Origin of the sequence: Micromonospora sp. SL1-18 (assembly GCF_047921505.1) — a bacterium.
In the GTDB taxonomy this organism is placed as follows: Bacteria; Actinomycetota; Actinomycetes; order Mycobacteriales; family Micromonosporaceae; genus Micromonospora.
In genome coordinates, this window is record NZ_JBLROA010000305.1 from 1 (window position 1) to 201 (window position 201).

General features: G+C 65.2%; 1 protein-coding gene. It reads right to left on the minus strand.

Translation table 11 applies throughout. The features are described 5' to 3' along the window. Positions 1–201 (minus strand): OmpL47-type beta-barrel domain-containing protein (locus ACNAW0_RS31050; RefSeq protein WP_416291585.1); only part of this gene is annotated, 201 nt, incomplete at both ends.

A 201-nucleotide genomic window follows, 5' to 3' on the forward strand; every position in this document is an offset into this window, starting at 1 on the left:
ATGTGCTGACCAGGCTGATTCACCATGACCGGGACGGAGTACAGCGCGTAGGGCTGACCATCGAGGGAGTACTCGACACGCTCGACACCCGACTCCGCATCGGTGGCGGAGAGGGTGACCGTCGCACCACCCACGTACGCCCCGTTCGCATCCTTCTCACCGGTCACCGTCGCGGTGACCGTCGGCGGGGTCGTGTCCTTT